Genomic DNA, 18080 nt, shown 5'->3' on the forward strand with positions numbered 1-18080 from the left:
CGAAGGAGGCCGGCCGCCCGGCGGCCCACGCACGAGAGGCCCGCCGGCCCGGCGAGCCCCCACGGTCTGTGCTCTCGGGAGGATCTGCCATGACCGCCAGTCTGGAGCAGCTGCGCCGCTGCCACTTCGCCGTCGACCTGGGAGCGGCGCGGACGCGGGTGTACGTGAAGGGGGCCGGGCTCGTCGTCGACCAGCCGTCCGCCGCCGCCGTGAACACCCGCACCGGCGCGCTGATCGCGGTCGGCGAGTTCGCCGAGAAGATGACCGGGCGCACGCCGCACTACATCCGCGTCGTGCGGCCGGTCTCCGGCGGCACGGTCGTCGACATCGAGATGGCGCAGCGCATGCTGCGCCATCTGCTCGGCGACAAGATCCGCCGCCAGCTGCGCCGCAAGCCGTTCCTGCGCGCCGCCGCCTGCACCCCGCACGACGCCGACCCGCTGGCCCAGCGCGCCGCGATCGAGACCCTGGTGGGCCTCGGCGCCCGCCGGGTGGAACTCGTCGACACCCTGATCGCCGCCGCCGTCGGCTGCGGGCTGCCCGTGGAACGCCCCGAGGCCACCATGATCATGGTGTGCGGGGCGGCCGCCACCCAGGTCGCCGTCCTCTCCCTCGGCTCGATCGTGACCGCCGAGCGGATCCCCGTGGGCGGTGAGGCCGTGGACCACGCGATCGTCCAGCACCTGCGCCACGAGCACGAGTTGATGCTGCCCAGCCAGTCCGTCCGGCCCCTGCAGGTCGCCCTCTCCGGCAACGGCCTCACCTCGCAGGGCCCCGCGTCCACCGAGATCCACGGGCGGGACGTCGCCACCGGCCTCGCCCGTTCCGTGCAGGTCGACACCGCGGCCGTCCGGGACGCCATCGAGACCCCGCTGACCGCCGTGCTCGACGGCATCGGCAGGGTGCTGCGCGAGTGCCCGCCCGACCTGGTCGCCGACCTCGCCGACCGGGGGATCATGATGGTCGGCGGTTCCGCCCTGCTGCCGGGCTTCGACCAGATGCTGCGTCAGGCCACCGGTATGCCGGTACACATCGCGGAACGGCCCGACATCTGCGCCGCACAGGGCCTGGGCGCCATGCTGGAGGGCAAGATCGAGCCGCTGACCCTGGACCCGCTGGGCGCCTGAGCCCGGGACCGGCCGCCGTGACCGGGCCGCCGCCCCTGCTGCACGCCGTCCTCGGCGTCGGCTCCGACCTGGAACTGGCCGCCACCCTCCAGCGCATCGTGGACGCGGCCGCCGAGCTGACCGGCGCCCGGTACGCGACCCTCACCACGACCGGCCCCGGCGAGGAGGACCGCACCGGCATCCGCAGCGCCGGTCCGTCCCGCGGCCCGTACGTCCCGTACGGTCCGGGCACGTCGGAGCTGCCGATCGACGTGGACGGCGAGCCGTTCGGCCGCCTCCACCTGGCCGGGAAGGAGGGCGGTGGGCGGGAGTTCACCGCCGAGGACCGCCGGCTCCTGCACGTCCTCGCCGCCCAGGCCGGTCTCGCGATCGGCAACGCCCGCCGGTACGAGGCGGCCCGGCGGCGCGAGCGCTGGGTCGAGGGCGCCGCCGCCGTCACCACCGCGCTGCTCACCGGCGAGAGCGCCGCCGACGCGCTGCTGACGGTCGCCGAGCGGGCCCGCCACCTCGCCGACGCCGCCGCGGGCATCGTCCTCCAGCACACCGAGGACGGCGGCATGGAGATCGTCATCGCCGCCACGGCCACGAATCCCGCCGTCCCGGACGCCCCCGCAGCCCCCGGTGAGGACATCGGCGACCTCGGTGACCTCGGTGACCTCGGTGACCTCGTCGGTGCCACCATCCGACCGGGGAGCCCGGTGCTCGACCGACTCCTGGGCGGTGAGCCGGTGTTCATCGACGACTCGGCGACCGATCCCCGGATGACGACCCGTGTCCGGCACCGCTTCGGCCCCAGCATGATGCTGCCGCTCCAGGCCGACGGACAGCTCATCGGCACCCTCGCCCTCCCCCGCCGGCGCGGCGACCCCCCGTACACGGAGGTCGAGAAGCTGCTGGCCGTCCAGTTCGCCTCGCAGGCCGCCGTCGCCCTGGTTCTCGCCGACGCCCGGCACCGCCGCGAGCGCCTCGCCGTCTTCGAGGACCGCGACCGCATCGCGCGTGACCTGCACGATCTCGTCGTCCAACGGCTCTTCGCCACCGGGATGATGATCCAGGCGGCCCGGCGCAGGACGGCCCGGGAGACGGACCGCCGGGTCGACGAGACCCTCGGCAGGGCGGTGGACGAACTCGAGTCGACCGTCCAGGAGGTCCGCACGGCGATCTTCGCGCTCCAGCAGCCGCCCGCCGAGGCCCCGACGACCTTCCGCGGGCGGGTGCTGCGCGAGACGGCGGGCGCGGCCGCCCTCCTCGGCTTCCGGCCGTCCACCCGGTTCACCGGCCCGGTCGAGAGCCGGATCCCGGAGCGGACCGCCGGGCATCTCCTCACCGCCCTGCGCCGCGCGCTGGCCGCCGCGTCCGGCCGCCCGGACGTCTCCCGCGTCGAGGTGGTGATCGACGCGACGGCCGCCCTCCCCGACGGACGTGAGGGCGTACGGCTCACGGTGTACGACAACGGGGGCACCGGCGGAGGCGACGACGGCGACGGCGACGGCGACGGGACGACCGTGACGTGGCGGGCGCCGGTGTGAGCGCGGCCTGCGTCCCTTGCCACCCCAGAACTCCTTCGTTAAAATACGATTGCTGTATGCAAATAGAATTTCGATCGGCAAATCGGGGTCGAGCGGATCACGTAGAGCGTCGCTCGGAGCGTTTATCGGAACACCGGGGGGATTTAATTGGGGGGTTTTCGCAGAGCCGACCCCGATCGGGCCGTGTGCATCACCGGAATGGGCTGGACCACAGCGCTGGGTGACGGTCTCGACGAGGTCTGGCACCGGCTGACGAGCGGCCGCGTCGGCATCCGGGAGTCGGCGGGCGCCGGACGTCCGCCCGCCGCCCTCCTGACGGACGCCGGGCCGGCCGGACCTCCGTCCGAGCGGCAGGTCTCGCTCGCCGTGACCACCGCGTCCGCCGCCCTGCGCGACGCCGGCTGCCCGGCCGCGGACGTCGACACGCTGGTGCTCGGCAGCAGCCTCGGCCCGCACCTGGACGACGCCGCCGAGATCTCTCCGCACGTCCTGACGTCCGCCGTCGCCGAACAGCTGGGGGTGGCCGGGTCCGTCTCGGTGAGCACGGCCTGCTCCTCCGGCGCCGACGCGGTCCTGGCCGGCGCGGCCCTGCTCACCGGCGGCGAGGCGGAACGCTGTCTGTGCGGCGGCATCGACCTGCTCACCGAGGGCAAGCTCCTCGGGCACCGGGCGCTCGGCACCCTCGCGGCGTCCGGCACCGTCCGCCCCTTCGACACCGACCGCGACGGCACCCTCTTCGGCGAGGGCGCCGGTTTCCTGCTGCTGGAGACCCGGGCCGCGGCCACGGCGCGCGGCGCGCGGATCCTGGGCGAACTGCGCGGCTGGGGCGCGTCCAACGACGGCACCGGCCCGACCGCCCCCGACGAGACCGGGGCCGGCGCGGTTCTCGCCGTCCGGCGCGCCCTGGCCAGGGCCGGGGCCGACGCCCGGGACATCGCGGTGATCAACGCCCACGGCACCGGCACCCGCGCCAACGACACGGCGGAGGCCGCGTGTTACGGCACCGTCTTCGGCCCGGAGTCGGAGGCGGTCGTGTTCGCCACCAAGCCCGCCCTGGGCCACACCCTCGGCGCCACCGGCGCCCTGGAGGCCATCGCGCTGCTCCTCGCGCTGCGGCACGGCGTCGTGCCCCCGCTCCCGCACACCCGCACGGTCATGCCGGAACTGACCCTGCCGCTCGCCGCGGACGGCCCCCGGGAGTTCACCGGCTCCCTCGGCATCAGCCTCACCCTCGGCTTCGGCGGCTTCAACACCTGCCTGCTGCTGGCGGCTCCCGAGCGGACCGCGGTCGGGGGCGCCGCGTGAACCCGGCGCAGTGGTGCCCCGCGGGAGCCGTGATCACCGGCTCCGCCCTGGTCGAGACCGACGACCCGGGCACGATCGCGCGCCGCGTCCCCGGGGTGTACGCCGACCCCGTGGCCTGGCTGATGGCCGCGACCGTGGCGGACGCGCTGGAGAACTGCGGCGACGCGGCGCCGAGCCGTCCCGAGGAGGTCGGGGTCATCGGGGTGAGCGAGCGGGCCACCCGCCACACCCTGCACGCGCTCGCCGGGTCCGTCCCCCGCGGCCGGGTCTCCCCCATGCGGTTCGCGGGCGCCGGAGCGGGCTCGCTCGTCGGCGTCGTCTGCTCGGCGTTCGGCTTCCACGGGCCGGTGTCGATGCTGCCCATGCCCCTCACCCCGGCCGTGCCGCTCACCAGAGCCCTGTGCGGCGACTGGCTGCTCGGCGACCCGCCGAGCGCCGCACACGTCCTGGTCGTCACCCACGAAGTCGACGACGAAGGCAAGCACCGGGCGCACTGCCTGGTCGTCAGTGGGCCGACGCCCACGCGGAGGCCCCGGAGAACATGACCTCGCAGAACACCACCCCACGGAACACGACTCCACTGCACACGACTCCACCGAACGCGACTCCAGCGAACGCGACTGCTGCACCGAGCGCGGCTTCCACGGTCCTGACCGATCCGCTGCTCGACCCCGCCGTCGTCGGCGACTTCCTTGGCCGCGTAGAGGAGTTGTCGCCCACCGAGGATCCGGGCGGCCCGGTCGGGCTGCCCGCCCTGGTCGACCGGTTCGCGGCGCTGCCCGCCCCGCCCGGCGCCGTCGTCGTCATCGCGCTGCCGAACGGCATCCGGGCGCTGCGGTTCTTCTTCGCCGTCGCGCTGGCCGGACACACCCCCGTGCTGCTCTCCCCGTCCACCCCGGTGTCCCGGGTCCGCGAGGTGGCCCGCCAGCTGGGCGCCTGCGCGCTGGTCCGGGCGGCGATCCGGGCCGACGCGTACGGCGTCACCGACGTCACCCGCACCGGCGGCGCCGACCTCGGCCTCTTCACCGGGCGGCCGTATCTGCACCACGGGCCGGGCCATGTGATCCTGATGAGCTCCGGCACCTCCGGCATGGCCACCGGCTGTCTGCACGGCCTCGACGCCCTGCTGCGCAACGCCCGCCGCCACGGCCGTTCCCTCGGCCAGCGCGCCGCCGACACCGCCCTGGTCAGCCTGCCCGTCTACTACTCCTACGCGCTGGTCGCCCAGGTCCTCGGCGGTCTCGTGCACGGCTCGCGGCTGGTAATGGCCGGACCGCCGTTCTCGGTGGCCGACTATCTGGCCACGGTCGCCGGCCGGGGCGTCACCCTCTCCTCGCTCACCCCGAGCCTGGTGAAGTCCGTCGTCACCGCGGGCGGCGAACTGCCCGCGCCGCTGCGCACACTGACCGTGGGCGGCCAGGCGCTCGACCCGTCGTACGTCTCCCGGCTGCTGAAACTCAACCCCGAGCTGGGCCTGTACATCACCTACGGGCTGACCGAGGCCGGCCCGCGGGTGTCCACGCTCGCCGCCCACCGCGAGCCCCCGCACCGGCACGGTTCCGTGGGCGTGCCGCTGGACGGCGTCGAGGTGCTCACCCGGCCCACCGACACCGGGGAGCGCGAGCTGCTCGTACGCTCCGACACCGTGTACCGCAGGCGGGTCGGCGAGCCCGCGCCGTCCAAGCGCGGCGATCTGCTCGAGCCCGGTCTGCTGGCCACCGGCGACATCGGGCACGTCGACGACGACGGGTACGTGTACGTGCACGGCCGCTCGTCGGACTTCGCGATGGTGCGCGGCGAGAAGGTGTCGACGGCCACGGTGCGCCGGGCCGCCGAGTCGCTGCCCGGTGTGGTCCGGGCCGCGACCAGGATCGCCGTCGTGGACGACGACTCCGCCGTCCTCGAACTGGACGTCTTCGTCGACGACGCCGCACCGCCCTCCGAGGCGGAGATGAGGCGGCATCTGCGGTCCCTGCTGACCCGTAACGAACTGCCGCTGACGGTCCGGATCCAGCCGCTGCGCGCGGGCGAGCACCACAAGTGACGGGCGCGGAACCGCTGACCCTGTACTGCGTGCCGCACGCCGGCGGCTCCGCGCGCAGCTTCGTGCGCTGGCGGCGCGAGCTGCCGGCCGCCCTGTGCGCCCGGCCGCTGGAGATCGCGGGCAAGGGCCTGCGCTCCCGTGAGCCGCGGGCGGCGACCCTGCGGGAGGCCGCCGCCGACCTCGCGCTGCGTATGGACCCGTCCGGCCGGTACGCGCTCCTCGGCCACAGCATGGGCGGCCTGCTCGCCTACGAGACGGCCCTCGCCCTGGACGCCCTGGGCCGCCCCGCGCCCGAGTTCGTGGTGGTCGCCGCGGCCCGGCCGCCGCACCTCCTCGGCCGCTCCGCCTACGGCCCCCTGCTCACCCTGGGCGACGACGCGCTGCTCGACGCGCTCTCGGAGAACGGCCGGATCCCGCGGGAGGTGCGCCGGTCACCGATGCGGCACCGGTTCGTGCCGGTCATCCGCGGCGACCTCGCGCTGATCGCCGGCCACCGTCCCGACCCCGAGCCGCGGCCCCTCCCGAGCGACCTCGTCGCCTGGTACGGCGGCGAGGACGCGGACACCCCGCCCGAGGTGATGGCCGGCTGGCGGCACTACACGCGGCGCGCGCACACCGGCGAGGCCTTCGCCGGCGGCCACTTCTTCCTCCATGAGCGCTTCGACGAGGTCGTGGCCCGGCTCCTCGGCCTGGCGCAGCGCGAAGCGGGCCGCTGACCGAGGCCGGCCGGCGGCCCGCTCGCCGAGGGGCGGTGCCAGAAGGAAAGATGCCGCGGGAGCGGTGTCAGTGTCAGTGCTGCACCGGACAGCCGTTCCCGCCGCCGCGCACCGGGGCGTCGGTGTCGTGCCGGGTGCCGAGCAGCCAGTACGCGTCCTCGGCCGCCCGCCACAGTTCCGGGAAGAGCGCCAGCTGCGAGCGTGCCTCCAGCGTCGCCAGGGACCGGCCGCCGAGGCTCTGCGGCAGCTCGAGCTCGTCGTCGCCCTCCTCGTTCCCCTTGCGCAGCCCGGGCTGGCCGCCCAGCTGCGACCAGACCATGATCAGGTGGTGCTGCTTCCAGCCGAGGACACTGCCGTCCAGCCGCAGCATCGCCTCCCGCACCAGGGCCAGCGACTGCGACCCGGGCGAGCGCGGGCCGTCGTAGCCGTCGTCCTGCTGGGCGATCACGTCCTGGAGGGACAGTCCGGCGCGCTCCACCGCCTGTTCGTAGGCCTTCCAGACGGGACGGGCCACCCGCCGCAGGTTGCGGTAGCCGGGCGAGTCCAGGCCGGTGGCGTCCTCGGGGAGCGCGTTGCGCATCATCAGCAGGCTGTGCTGCGGCAGGTGGTCGGTGAGCAGCCGCACCGCCTGGACGGTGACCTCGCTGAGCCCGGTGGCCCGGTCGAACATGCGGACCGCCTGGTGGTACCGGTCCTGGTCGAGGTGCCCGATCGCCCGGCGCAGCTCGTAGTGGACCTGCACCCACGCGTACTCGGTGATGAGGTGGGTGACCTGGAAGAACCGCTGGTCGGGGTGTTCGGTCTCGCTCTCCGGGACCAGTGCGCCGAGGGCGTCGGTGAGGTGCAGGACGTTCTCGTAGTTGCTGCCCCGGTCGAAGTCGTAGGAGAGCAGGGCGTTGGGCTCGTCCGGGTTCAGCGAGCGCTTCACCGGGTCTCCTCTTTGGTGTACTCGACGAGCCAGTGGCCGGGCAGCTCGAACTTCCTGGAGTCCGTGAGGGTGAGCCCGACGCCGGCGCCGAGGTCGCGCAGGTCGTCCATGCTGCGTTCACGGCCGCCGAGCAGGACCAGCATCAGCAGGTCGGCGTAGCTCGCCATCACGGGGTCCTTGCCGCTGTCCAGCAGCCGCTCGACGACCACGACCCGGCCGCCGGGGGCGAGCGCCGCCGAGCAGCGGCCGAGGATGCGGGCGGCGTCCCGGTCGCTCCAGTTGTGCAGGGTGTTGGCGATCAGGTAGACGTCACCGCCGGCCGGGACCGGCTCGAAGAAGCTGCCCGCGACCAGCTCGCAGCGGTCGGACACCCGGGCGGTGATCCCGGCGGCCTCGTCGATGACGCTCGGCAGCTCCAGCAGGGTGCCGCGCAGCGACGGATGCTCGGTGAGCAGCTTCAGCAGCAGGGAGCCGTTGCCGCCGCCGACGTCCACGACGTGCCCCACCGACGCCCAGTCGTAGATGCGGGCCAGTTCCGGCACGAGGCGGTCCGCGATCCGGGCGATGCCCGCGTTGAAGGACTTCTCGATGTCGGGGTTCGCCTCCAGGTCCTTCCAGAAGGGCCGCCCGTGCGCCTGCTCGTACACCGGCAGCCCGGTGCGTACGGCGTCCATGAGCCGGCCGACGGCCGGTTCGAAGCGGGCCTCCATGGGCCGGCTGGGGTCCTCGTAGTCCAGCCAGCGGCGCAGATTGCTCGGGTGGTCGCCGAGCAGCACCCGGCCCACGTCGGTGAGCTCGTACGTCCGCTGCCGCGACACGGTGTCGGTCGTCTCCTCGAAGAGGCCGAGGAGGCTGACGTAGTGCAGGACGCGGCCCAGGGACTGCTCGTCGGTGCCGGTCTCGGCGGCCAGGGCGGCCGCGGTCCGGTGCCCCTGCTCGACCAGGTCGGGCAGGCGGAGGGTCGCGGTCACCCGCACGGCGGTGGGGGTGAACCCGGAGCCCAGGGCGAGGATCGTGTTCAACGGGTCTTGGCGGAACACCAAAAGCCTCCAGTCGTTCTCGGTGGGAATTCAGGCGCTCTTCTCGATCTCGTCGAGGGCGTCGAGGAACCGCAGGAGGTCCTTTTGTTCGCCGAGCGACGTACGGAGATAGCCGGGAAATCCGAACAGTCCCGCATTGCGAACGAGAATGCCGAAATCGGCGGCGAGACGATCCTGTGCGCGGGCGCAGTCCTGGGCCGCTACGGCGACGAAGTTGGTCACGGAGGGCAGATGGGCACGCCCCCGCCGGTCCAGCTCGCCGACGAACCAGCGCCGTCGCTCGGCGGTGGACCGGCGTACCCCGTCGACGAAGTCCCGGTCACCGAGGGCGGCGGTCGCGGCCGCCTGCCCGAGCCGGTTCACGCTGAAGGGCAGGGCGCGCAGGGTCCCCCGCAGCCCGGCGATCAGCTCGGGCCGGCCTACGGCGTAGCCGACGCGCAGCGCGGCCAGGCCGTAGGCCTTGGAGAAGGTGCGCAGCGCGACGACCGGCGCGTCCCCGTCCAGCAGGTCGCGGGTCTGCGGGGTGCCCGGGTCGGCGAACTCCATGTACGCCTCGTCGCACACCAGCGGGACCCCGCTGCGGCCGGAGGCGTCGACCAGCTCGGCCAGTTCCCGCCGGGTGAGGGCCGCGCCGCTGGGGTTGTGCGGGTTGCACAGATAGCCGATCCCGTGTCCGGGCAGCCGCGCGGCGAAGGCGGCGGTGTCGACGGCCGTGCCGGCCGGCGGTACGGCGGTACAGCCGCGCCCGACGAGTTCCAGGCAGGCCCGGTAGCCGGGGAACGTGCCGTCGGTGACGAGACCGGGAAGGCTCCGGTCCCCGAGGGTGAGGGCGGTGGCGAGAACGAGTTCGTCACTGCCGTTGGCGACGGCGATGTGGTCCGGTCCGACACCCCAGTGCGCGGCGAGCGCCCGCACCAGGTCCTGCCGCTCGGGGTCCGGATAGACATTGGCCCGCCCCAGCTCCCGCTCGGCCGCCCGCAGAGCGGCCTCGCTGGCCCCGTGCGGACTCTCGCTGAGATGCAGCCGGATCAGGTCGTCGGCCCCGGGAACGCTCGCGTTGAACGCCGTGCCGACGGCGGGGGCCGACTGTCCCGCGGCCGTGGTCACAGGCGGTCTCCCAGCAGGACGCCGAAGCAGTAGCTGCCGACCTCCGCCTCGAGGGTCAGGAAGCAGTGTTCGCTGCCGGCCGGGATCCGCATGACGGCCGGGGAGAGCAGTTCATGGCGTCTGCCGTCGAGTTGGACCTCGATGCGGGCGCCGCCCTTGTTCGGGGAGACCAGCAGGTACAGCTCGTCGACCGGGTGGGTGTGCGGCGCGGCGACCGGCTTGCCGACCAGGGTGCTGAGTTCACCGCCGGCGAGCTGCACGGGCAGGCCGCCGAACATGTCCGCGGTGAGGTAGAAGGGCGCGGGCTGGTGGTGTCCGGCCACGGCGAGGGGGATGGGCAGACCCTCCACGATCTCGGGGTCGGCGGGACATCGCTCGGTCGTCACTGTGCCTCCAGGACGAACAGGTAGGTGTGCGGGGCGCCGAAGGGAACCGTGCGGCGCAGGTGCAGCCCGCCCTCGTGGAAGAGGTTCTCGTACTCCTCGCGCGTGTAGACCGGGACGCCCATCAGGGCGTGGGCGAGCTCGAATCCGCTGGAGAAGACGGGCAGCGTGCCCTTCTCCCCGCGCGGCCGGACGGTGGTGTCGGCGAGCAGGAAGGTGTGCGCGCGCGGGAACGCCTTGCGCAGCGCCGGGATGACGTCCGTCCGGGTGGTGGGGTCGACGAGCAGGTCGTGCAGGAACATGAAGCTCATCGCGACGTCCACCTGGTCGGCGCCCTCGATGCGGCGGCCCCGGAAGAGGACGTCGAGGACGTCGGCGCAGATCGGCTGGACGCGGTCGGCCAGCTCGTGGCGCTCGACGGTGCCTGCGGCCAGCGCGGTGGCCGAGGCGCTGATGTCCAGGCCCAGACCGCGGGCGCCGGGACGGGACTTGACGAGGCGGCACACGCGCTCGCTGATCCCGCTGCCGAGGTCGGCGATGACGGAGAAGTCGAGTGCGGCGATCTGTTCGTCGAGCAGGTTCCGCATCAGCGCCATGTCGGCCTGGGCCGAACCGAGCGCCACCATGGCCTCGTCGCGCAGCACGTCCTTGCCGAAGGCGCGTTCTCCGCGCGCGATGGACGCGGCGTTGGCGAAGACGTCGTGGTATCCGCCCACGCCCCAGGTGAAGAACCCTATTTTCCGGCGGAGTTCACCCCAGGCGGGGGTGGGCGTCACCCGGTCGTCCCTGACGTCGAGATACCCGAAGGCCTCCGCCGCCGACAGCAACGGGCGGAAAACGCTTTCATGGACCTGCCGGCGCCAGCAGTACTCCGGGATGTCGAGCCGGTCCGTCTCGTCGAACCAGGCGAACACCCCCAATCGCTCCAAGGCGAAAACGACATGCGTGGAGATGAATCCGTTGAACGCGGTGTCGGCGTCGAGCGGGGTGTTCGCGGTGCCCTGCCATTCGGCGGGACGGAAAACGCTTTCACCTAACTCTTGGAGGCCGTCACGGGAAAGGGGAGCAGTCACGAGAGGTGCCTTCCTGGTTTCGGTCGAATGCCGAGCTCCGGTCGAGCCGACGTCGAGCCGGTATTGAGTCGGTATCGAGCAGACCTCGAGCCGATGTCGAGCCGACGTTCCGTCGACGCCCGGCGTTCGAATCGGCGGCGACCCGGCTACACGCGGGGTGCGGTGGCGGCGATGTGTTCCACCGCCACCGCCAGTTCGCGCACGGTGGGGTGGTCGAAGAACAGCCGGTTGGGCAGCCGGACACCCAGCCGCCGACGCAGCCGGATGAGCACCTGCGTGGCTTTCAGGGAATGACCGCCCGCCTCGAGAAAGGGGGTGTCGTCATCGAAGTCGTCATGCCCGAGCACCTCGGTCCACGCGGCTCTGACCTGGTCTTCCATGGCCTGCGCGGGCGGTGTCACGGGCGGCCCGGAAGCCGGCCCGGAAAGCGGCCCGGAAAGTGGTCGGGAAAGCGGTCCGGAAGGCGGACCGGAATCAGGTCCAGCCGGTCCGGAAGGCAGACCCGAAGAAGGCCCGGAAAAGGGATCCGGACGTGTTCTCACGCCGTCGTCGTTCAAAAGGATTCCCCCGTGTCATGACGGATCACGGTCGATCGCCCCGTATGCGGCGCAGCCGTGGAACGGCCCCGCACATGGGCGTGGCTCGGTGAAGCTTCAATTGTTTTCCCCCGTAGAAACGGACGCTCCACCGGTCGGTCAAACCGGTTCGGTCCCTGAGGTGATTGCTCACCCTGGCGGCAGATTGCCGATATCGGAGAGTAGGCAGCGGCCATCGAGCCAGTCAAGGGTCGAATGTCGGCCAGCACTTAAACAGAACACCTTTGGCCAACGCTTCTACGCTGGGTGCGAAGCCGCCTCCACATTCACATGCATCGGCCATCCGGTTGGCCGAAAAGCGGGTTGACGGCCGAAACTCGGCCGCTCTACCGTCGGTGAGTCGATTGTGAACGCAGTATTTCAAGGGTTGCGTTCGAGGCCGACACCAACCGGCGTGACAGGGGGATTGATGTACGCCGAAACGGGGGAGACGGAACCGGCTGACCAACCGGTTCCCTATTCCGTCAGAGTCCTTTTCGAACTCCGATGATCCTTGGATCGGCGACCACCTGACCCGTGGCCGCCTGATCCCACGAAGGCCGCAGCCGGCCTTTCTCCATCATTCACACGGGGTCGACTTCCGCTGCCCGCCGCACAGCGCGCCGCTCTGCGCGCACCGCTGTACGGGCACCGGCATTCGTCACGAGATGCATCAAGGAAGCGTGTTGAGGCATGCCATTCTGGGCGCCGGGGGAGTCGGGCTCGCCCTCGGAGCGGCGCTGGCCCGCGCGGGCCACGAGGTCGTGCTGGTGATGCGGGAGTCCTCACGAGCCCGCTACCGCGGCGTGATCGACGTCCACAGCAAGCTGCACGGCGACCTCGCCGTCGAGGCACGCGCGGTGGAACGGCTCGACGAGCCGGTCGACGTCCTGTGGGTGGCGGTGAAGGCGCCGGCGCTGGACGCCGCCCTGACCCGGGTCGCCCCGCAGCTGACCCCCGACTCGGTCGTCCCCCTGCTCAACGGGCTCGACCATCCACGGCCGCTGCGGGCCAGGTTCGGACCCCGCCAGCTCGTCGGCGCGATCCTCATCGAGGCGGAACGCACCGCACCCGGCCGGGTGACCTGGCACTCCCTGTACGCGGAGATCAGCCTCGCGGCCACCGGCGACGGCCACGCCGGCGACGACCACACCTGCAACGGCCACGCCGGGGGCGCCCCCGATCCGGGCGCCGGAGCCGGTGGCCGGCGTCTCGGCGGGCTCGCCGAGGTCCTCGCCGACGCGGGTCTCGGCTGCACCCCGGAACGGGATCCGGCGAGCGTCCTGTGGCGCAAGCTGGTCCTCCTGCTGCCGTTGGCGCTGGCCACCACCGCCGCCGACGGCCCGCTCGGCATCGTCCGCCGACGGCTCGACCTGTCCGCCCTGCTGCACGACGCCGCCCGGGAAGTCTGTGCCGTCGCCGCGGCGGACGCCGTCGCCGTCGACGCCCGGAGCCTGCTGCACACCCTGGACACCCTGCCCGGCCGGACCGACACCTCCCTGCACCGGGACGTCACCGCCGGGGTCCGGCCGACCGAACTCGCCGCGCTCGCCGAGCCGGTGCTGCGCCGTGCCCGGGACCACCACGTGGCCGTACCCGCGCTGACCGAACTGGCCCGCAGGGCCGCGGAGCGGGAGCGGCAGGCGGAGATTCCCGCACCGCACCGATCCATCCACCGCAAGGGAGAAACGTCATGACAGTCGGTTCGGGCGAGACACTGGGCGAGGCCCTGGAGACGACCCTCAAGGAGATCCTCGTCGAGGACCTCTTCCTGGACGTGCCCACCGAACGCATCGGGGACGACGACGGCCTCCAGGACGTGCTGGGCCTGGACTCCCTCGGCTTCGTGGAGCTGCGCGCCCAGTGCGAGCAGCGCTTCGGCGTGTCCATCACGGACGCCGAGTTCACCCCGCTGCACTTCCACTCGGTGCGCACGGTGGCCGACCTGGTGCGCACCCTGCGCACGAGCGCGGCCGGCGAGCACCTGGCGGTCCCGCAGTGAGAGAACCGGCCTCCTCCGAGCAGCTGGACGTCTGGCTCGCCTGCCAGCGCGAACCGGAGTCCGACCGCTACAACGTCACCGTCGACCTGGAGTTCACCCCGGCCGTCGACATACCGGCGCTGCGTGCCGCACTCGGTGATGTGCTGACCGCCCACCCGGCCCTGCGCTGCGCCTTCGTCACCGAGGGCGGCGAGCTGTGGCGCACCACCGAGGCCGACCCGCCGATGGCCTTCGTCACCGACCGGCTCCCCGGCCGCTACGACCGTGCGCAGGCCCTCGCCCGCGCGGTCGTCGCCGGCCGTGCGCCCTTCGACCTGGCCACCGCACCGCTGCTGCGGGCGACGCTGCTGGCCGGGGAGGGCGGCGCGCTGCTCGCCGTCACGATGCACCACATCGTCTCCGACGGCTGGTCCAGCCGGATCCTCGCCGAGGACCTGGTGACGGCCTACCGCTCCCGGACGGCGGACGGCCCGACCCCGACCCCGGCTCCGGCTCCGGCTCCGGCTCCGGCTTCGGCTTCGGCCCCGCGCACGTCGTCCGGCATCGATGCCGACATCGATGCCGGACCCGGTACGGGTGCCGGATCCGGTACGGGTACGGGTACGGGTGCCGGTACGGGGACGGTTGCCGGTACCGCTCCCGGTGGTGCCGCCGTTCCTGTTGCCGGTGCCCAGGGGAATCACGACGCCGACGCCGACGCCGAAACCGACGCCGATGTCGACGCCGCCGCGGACGCCGACGCCGACGCGTACTGGACCTCCGTCCTGCGCGACGCCCCCGCCTCGCTCGCGCCCCCGCACGACCTGGTGCCGGAGGACGGTTTCCCCGGTCCCTCCGGCCGGGTGGAGGTGCTCCTGCCCGCCGAGGTGCACGCGGGCGTCCATGCCCTGGCCGCCGCCGAACGCGGCTCCCCCGCCGTCGTGCTGCTCGCCGCCTGGTCCGTGCTGCTGCACGCGTGGGCCGGGGAGTCCGAGGGCACCTTCGGCATGGTCTTCGCCGGCCGGCGGTACGCCGACGCCGAGCGCGTCGACCTGTTCAGCCGTGCGCTGCCGATGCGCGACCGGACGTCCCTCGACGACCGCTTCCTGGACGTGGCGGCCCGGCTGCGCGAGCAGATGCTCGACGCGATGGAGCACGCCCACCTCCCGGTGCGGCGGCTGCGGGCGATCCGCAGCGCACAGGCGAACGGGCCGGGCGTCGAGCGGACGGTGTTCATGTACACCCCCGCCTACGAGGACGAGTGGCAGGCCGGAGAGGTGACCGTCCGCCGCTTCGACCACCCGGACGAGACGACGAAGTACGAGTTCTCGGTCAACGTGCTGGAGGGCTCGGCCGGTACCCGGCTGTGCGTCTACTACGACACCGCCCGCTATCTCCCCGCCACCGCCGAACTGTTCGCCGAGGAGCTGCGCGAGCTGCTGGCCCGCGCGGTGGCCGCCCCGGACAGCACCTGCGGCGACCTGCTCGCCGCCTGCGACCCGGGGCTGTCCGGGGTCGCCGCGCACGGCGCGCCCGTCACGTCACCGGCGCCCGGCATCCCCCAGCTGGTCCTGCGGCACGCCGCCGACCGCCCCGACGCCATCGCCGTACGCCACGGCGAGCGCACCCTCGCGTACGGCGAACTCGCCGCCCGTGCCGGTGAGTTGGCCGGCTGGCTGCGCGACCGGGGGGTCGGCCCCGGCCACACCGTGGCCCTGCTGCTCGCCCCCGGCGTCGAGACCCCGGTCTTCTGGCTGGCGTCCGCCCTGGCAGGCGCCGCGTACCTCCCCCTCGACCCCGCCTATCCACAGGCCCAGCTCCAGCTGATCGTGGACGACGCCCGTCCCGCGGTCCTCGTCGTCGACCCGGACTGCGGACAGGTTCTCGACGTGCCGGAGGGCACGGCCGTCCCGGTCGACGAGGCCCTCGCGCGCGCTCGCGGCCGGTCGGCCCCCGAGCCGGCGCACGACGACAGCGCGACCCTGTGCGTCCTCTACACCTCCGGCACGACCGGCCGGCCCAAGGGGGTCGTCCTGCCGCACCGCGGCCTGGCGCGGCTCTTCGTACGGCCCGACTTCCTGCCGCTGGACGAGACGGACGTCGTCGCCCAGCTGTGCCCGCTCAACTTCGACGGCGCCAGCTACGAGATCTGGGGCGCCCTCACACACGGCGCGCAGCTGGTCGTCCTCGACAAGCATCTGGTGCTCAGCCCCCGTGAGATGCGCACGGTGGTCCGCGAGCGCGGGGTGACCACGCTGCTCGTGACGACACCGCTGCTCAACCGGATCATCGAGGACGCCCCGGATCTGCTCCAGTCGCTGCGGCGGGTGTACTTCGGCGGCGAGCTGATCTCCGTACGGCACATGCGCCGTGCGCTGCGCTGGTCCCGGCCGGGCGTCCTGCTGCACAGCTACGGCCCCACCGAGAACTCCTTCACCTCGACCTGGTTCCCGATCACCGACCTCGCGCCGAACGCCAGGACGGTCCCGATCGGCCGGCCCGTGCCCGGCACCGAGGTACGGGTGGTGCAGGAGGGCGGCACCCGTCCGGTGCCGCGCGGAGTTCCGGGCGAACTGCTGCTCGGCGGCGCGGGGTTGGCCGACGGCTATCTGAACGCGCCCGGGATGACGGCGGACCGGTTCGTCACCGACGGCACGACCCGGCTCTACCGGACCGGTGACCGGGTGCGCTGGCGTCCCGACGGCCTGCTGGAGTTCATCGGACGCAACGACAACCAGGTGAAGATCCGCAGCCAGCGCGTCGAACTCGGCGAGGTGGAGGCGGTGCTGGACGTACACCCGGCCGTCGGGTCGGTCTTCGTCACGACGCGCGTCAACCGGCGTGCCGAGAAGGAGATCGTCGCCTACGCGGTGGCCGCGCCCGGCACGGACGCCGACGAGATAGGCCGGCACGCCCGACTGCGGCTGCCCGCCTTCGCCGTACCCAGCCATCTGCTGCTGGTCGCGGAACTGCCGCTCACCCCGACCGGCAAGATCGACCGGCGTCGGCTGCCGGACCCGGAAGCGGCGACCCGGTCCACCCGGCCCGCCCCCGCTCCGGTCCCCGCCCGGGCCCTCGCATCGGACCCCGCACCGGAAGCGCCCTCCGTGGCTTCCGTGGCTTCCGTGAACTCCGGGGCTTCCGTGAACTCCGTCATGGAAGGCGTGCGCGCCGCCTGGCGGGCGGTGCTGGAGCACGACGGCTTCGGGGCCGACCGCAACTTCTTCGACGCCGGCGGCCATTCGCTGCTGCTGGTGAAGCTGCGGGAGCAGCTGCGGCTGACGACCGGCGCCGACGTCCCGGTCGTCGACCTGCTGCGCCATGTCACGGTCCGCGACCAGGCCCGTCTGATCGCCACGGCCCACCGGCCCGCGGGCGGGACAGCGGCCACAGCCGCCCTCGCACCCCGGCCCCCGCTCGAAGGCGTGCCCTCGACGCCGGCCGTCACGGCGCCGGTGCCGCCTCCCGGTCCGCGGATCATCGCCCTCTCCGCCGCCACCGCCGACGCCCTGGTCGTGGCCCGCGAGCGGCTGGCCGTCCATCTGGAGGCGAGCCCGGACCTGGCACTGGCGGACGTCGCGCACACGCTGGAGGTGGGCCGGCGGCACTTCGGTCACCGATGCGCCGTCGTGGCGTCCGACCTGGCCGAGGCGGTACGTGCCCTGCGCGCCCCGCACCCGGCGACGCCCGCCGCCCCCGGTTCGCCCCCGGCCGTGGTGTTCGCCTTCGCGGACGGCCCGCCGGACGGTGCCGGCCAAGCCGCCGGACCGCTCACTCGCCAGCTCGGCCTGGCCGACCGGTTCGCCGAACGCGGCGTGACCCCGGCGGCGGTGTACGGCGTGGGGACGGGACGGTTCGCGGCCGCGGTGGTGAGCGGCGCGCTCACGGCCGAGGAAGGCCTGCGGCTGGTCGCCGACGGGGCCGGCGCGCGCGTCCCCGTACCCCGCCGTCCCGCCCTGCTGTGGTCCACCGCGCTGGGTCCGCTCCTTCCCGACGGGCCCGCCCCGCAGGAACAGCATCTGTCCGCCGAGGCCGAACCGGCCAAGCTGCTCCGGGCGGCCGGTGACCGGCTCGGCGAAGTGGCCGTCCTCGACATCGCGGCCGTGGAGCCCGACGAGCGGGCCCTGCTGACGGCACTCGCGGCCCTGTGGTGCCAGGGCGCCGAGGTGCGGCTGACACCGGTCGGCCCGGCCCGCCGGCTGCGCCTGCCCGGCCACCCCCTGTCCTGGGCGTTTTCCGCGTCCCCGCTCCCCGCACATTCCTGAAGGAAGG

The 18080-nt window shown here is 73.4% G+C and carries 15 protein-coding genes; 9 read left to right on the forward strand and 6 right to left on the reverse strand.

Translation table 11 applies throughout. From position 1 onward, the window contains the following. Nucleotides 1-89: 89 nt before the first annotated feature. From ABT070_RS02420 to ABT070_RS02445, 6 genes are all read left to right on the forward strand, one after another. Nucleotides 90-1127 (forward strand): rod shape-determining protein, encoded by a 1038-nt coding sequence (locus tag ABT070_RS02420; RefSeq protein ID WP_327182876.1) that lies wholly within the window; start codon nucleotides 90-92, stop codon nucleotides 1125-1127. A gap of 17 nt (nucleotides 1128-1144) precedes the next feature. Then, nucleotides 1145-2656: a GAF domain-containing protein gene (locus ABT070_RS02425; protein ID WP_351753489.1), complete on the forward strand. Its 1512-nt coding sequence runs from the start codon at nucleotides 1145-1147 to the stop codon at nucleotides 2654-2656. A gap of 183 nt (nucleotides 2657-2839) precedes the next feature. After that, nucleotides 2840-3961, forward strand: coding sequence for a cispentacin biosynthesis acyltransferase subunit AmcF (gene amcF / locus ABT070_RS02430; RefSeq protein ID WP_351753492.1), 1122 nt, complete (start codon nucleotides 2840-2842; stop codon nucleotides 3959-3961). Further along, nucleotides 3958-4506, forward strand: a complete 549-nt coding sequence (gene amcG, locus ABT070_RS02435; protein WP_351753495.1) for a cispentacin moiety biosynthesis protein AmcG — start codon at nucleotides 3958-3960, stop codon at nucleotides 4504-4506. The genes amcF and amcG overlap by 4 nt, the downstream gene beginning before the upstream one ends. Next, a complete protein-coding gene (gene amcH, locus ABT070_RS02440; RefSeq protein WP_351753497.1) occupies nucleotides 4503-6005 on the forward strand; it encodes an adenylate-forming 2-oxoglutaryl-ACP ligase AmcH in 1503 nt (500 codons plus the stop codon). Before amcG ends, amcH begins: the two co-directional genes overlap by 4 nt. After that, complete coding sequence (locus ABT070_RS02445; protein ID WP_351753499.1) at nucleotides 6002-6721, forward strand: thioesterase II family protein; 720 nt, start codon at nucleotides 6002-6004, stop codon at nucleotides 6719-6721. Before amcH ends, ABT070_RS02445 begins: the two co-directional genes overlap by 4 nt. Before the next feature lie 73 nt (nucleotides 6722-6794). Here the strand turns inward: ABT070_RS02445 and ABT070_RS02450 are convergent, their stop codons facing one another. The 6 genes from ABT070_RS02450 to ABT070_RS02475 form a co-directional block, all read right to left on the reverse strand. Beyond that, on the reverse strand, nucleotides 6795-7649 hold the full coding sequence (locus ABT070_RS02450) for a hypothetical protein (RefSeq protein ID WP_351753501.1): 855 nt from the start codon (nucleotides 7647-7649) through the stop codon (nucleotides 6795-6797). Next, nucleotides 7646-8689: a methyltransferase gene (locus ABT070_RS02455; protein WP_351753504.1), complete on the reverse strand. Its 1044-nt coding sequence runs from the start codon at nucleotides 8687-8689 to the stop codon at nucleotides 7646-7648. Before ABT070_RS02455 ends, ABT070_RS02450 begins: the two co-directional genes overlap by 4 nt. Before the next feature lie 30 nt (nucleotides 8690-8719). After that, complete coding sequence (locus ABT070_RS02460) at nucleotides 8720-9796, reverse strand: pyridoxal phosphate-dependent aminotransferase (RefSeq protein WP_351753507.1); 1077 nt, start codon at nucleotides 9794-9796, stop codon at nucleotides 8720-8722. Beyond that, on the reverse strand, nucleotides 9793-10182 hold the full coding sequence (locus ABT070_RS02465; RefSeq protein ID WP_307163157.1) for a cupin domain-containing protein: 390 nt from the start codon (nucleotides 10180-10182) through the stop codon (nucleotides 9793-9795). The genes ABT070_RS02460 and ABT070_RS02465 overlap by 4 nt, the downstream gene beginning before the upstream one ends. Continuing rightward, nucleotides 10179-11252 (reverse strand): class I SAM-dependent methyltransferase, encoded by a 1074-nt coding sequence (locus tag ABT070_RS02470; RefSeq protein ID WP_351753511.1) that lies wholly within the window; start codon nucleotides 11250-11252, stop codon nucleotides 10179-10181. Before ABT070_RS02470 ends, ABT070_RS02465 begins: the two co-directional genes overlap by 4 nt. Before the next feature lie 146 nt (nucleotides 11253-11398). After that, a complete protein-coding gene (locus tag ABT070_RS02475) occupies nucleotides 11399-11653 on the reverse strand; it encodes an acyl carrier protein (protein WP_351753514.1) in 255 nt (84 codons plus the stop codon). An 860-nt stretch (nucleotides 11654-12513) separates the two neighbouring features. On the opposite strand from ABT070_RS02475, the gene ABT070_RS02480 reads away from it, so the two are divergent. From ABT070_RS02480 to ABT070_RS02490, 3 genes are read left to right on the forward strand one after another with little or no spacing between them, the layout of a single operon-like run. After that, nucleotides 12514-13524: a ketopantoate reductase family protein gene (locus ABT070_RS02480; protein ID WP_351753517.1), complete on the forward strand. Its 1011-nt coding sequence runs from the start codon at nucleotides 12514-12516 to the stop codon at nucleotides 13522-13524. Beyond that, nucleotides 13521-13829, forward strand: coding sequence for a cispentacin biosynthesis acyl carrier protein AmcB (amcB, locus tag ABT070_RS02485; RefSeq protein ID WP_351753519.1), 309 nt, complete (start codon nucleotides 13521-13523; stop codon nucleotides 13827-13829). Before ABT070_RS02480 ends, amcB begins: the two co-directional genes overlap by 4 nt. Next, nucleotides 13826-18073, forward strand: a complete 4248-nt coding sequence (locus ABT070_RS02490) for a non-ribosomal peptide synthetase (protein ID WP_351753522.1) — start codon at nucleotides 13826-13828, stop codon at nucleotides 18071-18073. Before amcB ends, ABT070_RS02490 begins: the two co-directional genes overlap by 4 nt. The last annotated feature ends 7 nt before the right edge of the window (nucleotides 18074-18080 follow it).

This window comes from Streptomyces sp. NPDC002884, from assembly GCF_040295245.1.
Lineage (GTDB): Bacteria > Actinomycetota > Actinomycetes > Streptomycetales > Streptomycetaceae > Streptomyces.

Bases quoted from the DNA above. Each gene is read 5' to 3' on its own strand.
- ABT070_RS02420 (WP_327182876.1), top strand. From the start codon at position 90: ATGACCGCCAGTCTGGAGCAGCTGCGCCGCTGCCACTTCGCCGTCGAC.
- amcH (WP_351753497.1), top strand. From the start codon at position 4,503: ATGACCTCGCAGAACACCACCCCACGGAACACGACTCCACTGCACACG.
- amcB (WP_351753519.1), top strand. From the start codon at position 13,521: ATGACAGTCGGTTCGGGCGAGACACTGGGCGAGGCCCTGGAGACGACC.